Source organism: Mesorhizobium sp. (assembly GCF_041661565.1).
Taxonomy (GTDB): domain Bacteria; phylum Pseudomonadota; class Alphaproteobacteria; order Rhizobiales; family Rhizobiaceae; genus Mesorhizobium.
This window is the reverse complement of record NZ_JBAZUD010000249.1, coordinates 1-3,487: the sequence shown is the minus strand read 5'-3', so window position 1 is coordinate 3,487 and position 3,487 is coordinate 1. Positions and strand designations below refer to the sequence as shown.

General features: G+C 65.3%; 5 protein-coding genes. All 5 read left to right on the top strand.

Translation table 11 applies throughout. The features are described from left to right. Positions 1–735 (top strand): glycoside hydrolase family 108 protein (locus WC739_RS25015; RefSeq protein ID WP_372955668.1); only part of this gene is annotated, 735 nt, incomplete at its 5' end. A 2-nt stretch (positions 736–737) separates the two neighbouring features. Next, the gene (locus WC739_RS25010) at positions 738–938 is read left to right on the top strand and encodes a hypothetical protein (RefSeq protein ID WP_372955667.1); all 201 of its coding nucleotides are present in this window, start codon (positions 738–740) and stop codon (positions 936–938) included. Continuing rightward, positions 935–1,174 (top strand): ABC transporter permease, encoded by a 240-nt coding sequence (locus WC739_RS25005; RefSeq protein WP_372955666.1) that lies wholly within the window; start codon positions 935–937, stop codon positions 1,172–1,174. The genes WC739_RS25010 and WC739_RS25005 overlap by 4 nt, the downstream gene beginning before the upstream one ends. A gap of 278 nt (positions 1,175–1,452) precedes the next feature. After that, positions 1,453–1,782 (top strand): hypothetical protein, encoded by a 330-nt coding sequence (locus WC739_RS25000; RefSeq protein ID WP_372955669.1) that lies wholly within the window; start codon positions 1,453–1,455, stop codon positions 1,780–1,782. 334 nt (positions 1,783–2,116) lie between these two features. Beyond that, positions 2,117–3,487 (top strand): glycosyltransferase family 39 protein (locus WC739_RS24995; RefSeq protein WP_372955665.1); only part of this gene is annotated, 1,371 nt, incomplete at its 3' end.

Below are 3,487 nucleotides of genomic sequence, written 5' to 3'. Positions count from 1 at the left end.
ATGGACCGCAATTTCGCGCGGGCGCTTGCGCTCGTCCTTCGTTCGGAAGGTGGCTGGTCGGACAACCCCGCCGACCCAGGCGGGGCCACCATGAAGGGCGTCACGCTCGCCAATTTCCGGCGCTATGTGAAGGCCGACGCCACCAAGGCCGATCTGCGCAAGATCAGCGACGAGCAGGTGGCAACGGTCTACCGGCGGTTCTATTGGGATGCGGTGCTCGGTGCGGAACTGCCTGATGGTGTCGACTACGCGGTGTTCGATTTCGCCGTGAACAGCGGCCCGGGCCGAGCCGCCAAATATCTTCAAGCCGTGGTCGGCGCCGTTCAGGACGGCCGCATCGGGCCTGCCACTATTGCCGCCGCCAAGGCCAAGCCGGCCGGTGTCGTCATCGACCTTATCTGCGATGCGCGTCTGGTGTTTCTCAAACGGCTGCCGACATGGGCGACGTTCGGGCGCGGCTGGTCCGATCGCGTTAAGTCGGTGAGGGCCCAGGCCTTGCTGATGTCGGCGCAACCCCCGCTGAAAACGCCCGTCCAGCCAGCACAACCGGCGCCTATCCCGCCTTCACCCCAGGCCGAAACGCCTGCCGGCAACGCAACGGGGATGCGGTCCGGATCTGCGACCGGCCGTGACGTGCCGCTTGCCGCGAAAGCTGGAGGCATCATCGCCGCCTGCCTCGTCGTTGCCTACGCCGCCTGGCACCACATCGCCGCTGTCTTGCAAGGGATTTTCTGACCATGGCCACCATCAAGCAACCGACCATCCGCCCGACCAACAAGCTGACGGCTGCGACCATCGCCGCCGCGGCCGTTTCGGTCTCCGGCGTCTTCGTGCGCAATCTCTGGCCGTCCTGGTACGATCCTGAGACATGGGCGACCCTCTTGCCGATAGCCGTCTTTGCCGCCGGTTATCTGGTCAGGGACGCGGCGAACCAATGAGCGCGCTTCTTTCCTTCCTGCTCCACAATCCAACCATTCTCGGCATCGCCGGCGCCATCATCGCGGCGCTCGGCTGGGGCTTTCGCCAGCGGCTTGCCGGTGAACGCTCCGAGCGTGCCAGGCAGGCGGCCCTTGAAGCGGCGGCGCGGGACATCGCGGACCAGGTGCAGAACGATATCGGCGCGCTGCCTGCAGCCGACGCTCGAAAGGAGCTCAAATCATGGGCAAGGGATTGAGGCTCGCATTAACCCTCGCGTTGGCCGCGACATCCGGCTGCGCCACCGCCAGTGGCGGATTTTGTACGGTCTCCAGTCCATTGCGGCTGTCCTCGGCTGCGGTCGACAGGCTGTCGAACGCGGAGGTCAAGGCGCTTCTGGCGCACAATCGCAAGGGCGAGAGATTGTGCGGGTGGAAGCCGTGACGGCCACGTTGGCCCGGCCTTGCCGCTGGGCGGGTTGGCCACGGTCTGCGCTTTTACGGTCTATCGCGCACGGACAGAGAGGGCGATGACATGATGCACGATCTTTTCGAACTCCTCGGCATCAAGGGACCAGTCGTTGCGGCCGGCCTTGCCGGCGGCGTCCTGCGCGCGCTGTCGCGGCATCGATACAAGCTGCGTGAGATGGTGGCCTCGCCGATCTGCGGTGCGCTTGCGGCGGCCTATCTCACCTTGCCGGCCGTGTCCTATTTCAAGGCGACCGGCCTGCCGCTGCCCGAGCCATCCGACGATACGACCACGCTGGCCGCGGCGTTTCTGATCGGCGTCTGCGCCATGTGGATCTCGGATATCCTGTTCGAGTTTGTCGTGCGCAAGCTGAATCCGACGCTGGGCGACGATGACTAGACCGCTATCACCCACGTCTCACGCAACGGCCCGCCATCCCGCCCGGGATGGCGGGCCTTTTGCGTTCTGCCCCCCCCGCAGGGCTGATGATGACCAGCACGGCTCCCCGCGCCAGCCAGAAGTCCAGCGCACGGTAGTGAATGACGGCATGTCGGTGACGCATCGGTGCTCCGGATGTTCGCAATTGGTTGTGACGAAGGCTTCCCTCGTCCACGGACAGGAACGCCAAAATTCCAGCGCAATCTTGGTCTCCGAGTGGCGCCCCGACTGTACTTTTTCGTGAACCTCGCCTTTGCACTTCTCTGTATCCCCTCCGACATGACCTGGGCTCGACATGGCTGGGATTGACGAACCGATGGATCTTTGGCTGCCGGCGGGCGAGCCAGTGACCAGCCGGGCTTCGCCGCCGTTCTCCTCCGCCCTTGTGCGCCGACCCGAGCTTTGGCTGGCGCTTCTTTGCGTAACCCAGATCGCCTGCTGGACGGTGATGCCGGCGCTTGTCGACACGGCTCCGCCCGGCGATGTCGTCGAAGGCTTCATGTGGGGACGGGAGTGGGTGCTGCTGACATACAAGCATCCGCAACTTCCGGCCTGGCTGCTCGAGGCCAGCCACCTGTTGACCGGATCGTTCCGCTGGCCCCAGTACCTTCTGGCTCAACTGACGATCTCGTCGACATTCGTCCTGGTGTATCTGCTGGCCCGCGACATGCTAGGGCGGCCCCGCGCGCTGGCCGCCGTGCTTTTGATGCCGACAATCTATTTCTTCGGCTGGCCGACGCCGCAATTCAACCATGACTACGCGCAGATGCCGTTCTGGGCCGCCATCGCATGGCTTTTATGGCGCGCGGCGCGCGATGGCAGGCCAGGGTGGTGGCTTGCCCTCGGCCTGGTTTCCGGCATCGGGCTCTATGCCAAGTTTTCCACCGGACTGCTGCTGCTGTTCGGCGCCATCTGGCTGTTGTGCGACATGCGGGCACGCGCTCGGCTTGGCACGCCCTGGCCCTGGATTGCGCTCGCGGTGTTCATTGCCGTCATCGCACCGCTGGCGATCGAGCTCTACCGCATCGATTTCCTGCCGCTGACCTATGTCGCGGGCCGCAATGAATGGGTCATGGCCCACCGCGCCCGCCTCTATTACATAGGCGTCCAGTTGGCGGGACTGACGGGTTTCGTCGCCGTTCTCTCCATATCCGGCCTGCTGCGACGCGGCATGCCGCCCGGCGGCCTGGACGAGGCACCTGTCGAGCCACGGGCTCTCCATTATCTGCTGTGGATGGGACTCGGGCCTGCGATCCTGATGATGGTGGCGTCGCTGTTCACCGGCGCGGGCGAGGCGTGGGGCGCGCCGATGTACAATCTTTTCGGCGTCGTGGCGATTGCCTGCCACGGCGGCCGGCTCGGCATCTCAGAACTGCGCAGGCTGGCTGCCTGCGCCGGGGTTTGCATCGTCGTCATGTCGGGAGCGTATGCGGCGACCCGCGCGACCGCCTGCGGAGCGATCGGACATCTGGAGCCTGTCTGCTGGCCGGCGCAACTGGTGTCCGATGAAGCCGAAACGGTTTGGCACGAGGCAACCAAGGCTCGCCTGGGGATCGTCGGCGGCGACGACGCTCTGGCCATGCTCGCCGGTCTCAACGCCCGTGACAGACCGTCGATCTTCACCGGCCTCGACATGCGGCTGGCGCCATGGATCACGCCGGAACGG